The following is a 937-nucleotide window of genomic DNA, read 5'->3' as shown; positions in this document are numbered from 1 at the left end:
GCACGTTCCGATACATTACTCACCCGTTCGCCACTCGCCACCAGACCGAAGTCCGTGCTGCCGTTCGACTTGCATGTGTAAGGCATCCCGCTAGCGTTCAATCTGAGCCAGGATCAAACTCTTCAGTTTAATCTCTGTATTTGTTTCGTATTCTTGGTCCGAATAAATCCGAACCAGGTCATACGTCGCTACTCAAAGGAAGTGAGGTATGTTCTTAAACTTGACGTCTAAGGTACTTCACTTCTAGTGAGCACTTGATTTCATTGTGCTTGTGATAAAGCCAGGGTTTAACTCCCAACTTGATCACAGTGCATCGCATCAAGCGCCCACACTTATCGGTTGTTTAATTGTTAAAGAGCGGTGCTGCTGAATTCTGTACTACCAACTTCTTGCCACTTACTGAACTTGCTCGCTTCGCCGCGGCTTTCGCCTTGCGTCGCTTGCTGTTTTCAGCAGCAGAGAAACGAGATTATGAAGAAGTTTTTATCGCCTGTCAAATCAGTGTCGCATTTGTTTCGCTTAACGCGGATCAACTACTGCACTGCCTGACTTGCAGCCCCTTCAGGCCTCACTCACCAACATTTCTGCTGGCTTCTCTTTTAGCAACTATCGAAACATCGGGGATTACCCTGAACTTTCGGTAGCAGCCAAGCCCTCAACTATAACATCATTTTTGCAGCTTATGCAACCGGCCTTTGCCTCATTTGCACTGTCTTGCAACGCTGCTGCATTCTGAATCTCTTCATCCTACAGCGGCGAGAAGTATAGGTTCTCACTTATATAAAACAAAACCCCACAGGATCACCTGTGGGGTTTTGCGCAATAAAAGCCTGACGATGACCTACTTTCACAGACGTCCGTCCACTATCATCGGCGCGAAGGCGTTTCACTGTCCTGTTCGGGATGGGAAGGAGTGGTACCACCTTGCTATGGTCGT

Annotated in this window: 2 rRNA genes; both read right to left on the bottom strand. The window is 47.8% G+C overall.

The features are described 5' to 3' along the window. A 16S ribosomal RNA gene (locus tag ACE04A_RS13665) occupies window positions 1-129 on the bottom strand; the annotation flags it as partial. A 699-nt stretch (window positions 130-828) separates the two neighbouring features. Beyond that, a 5S ribosomal RNA gene (gene rrf / locus ACE04A_RS13660) occupies window positions 829-937 on the bottom strand.

Source organism: Achromobacter colocynthidis, from assembly GCF_057334535.1.
The sequence above is the reverse complement of the archived record's forward strand: the minus strand, read 5'-3'. Positions and strand labels throughout refer to the sequence as shown.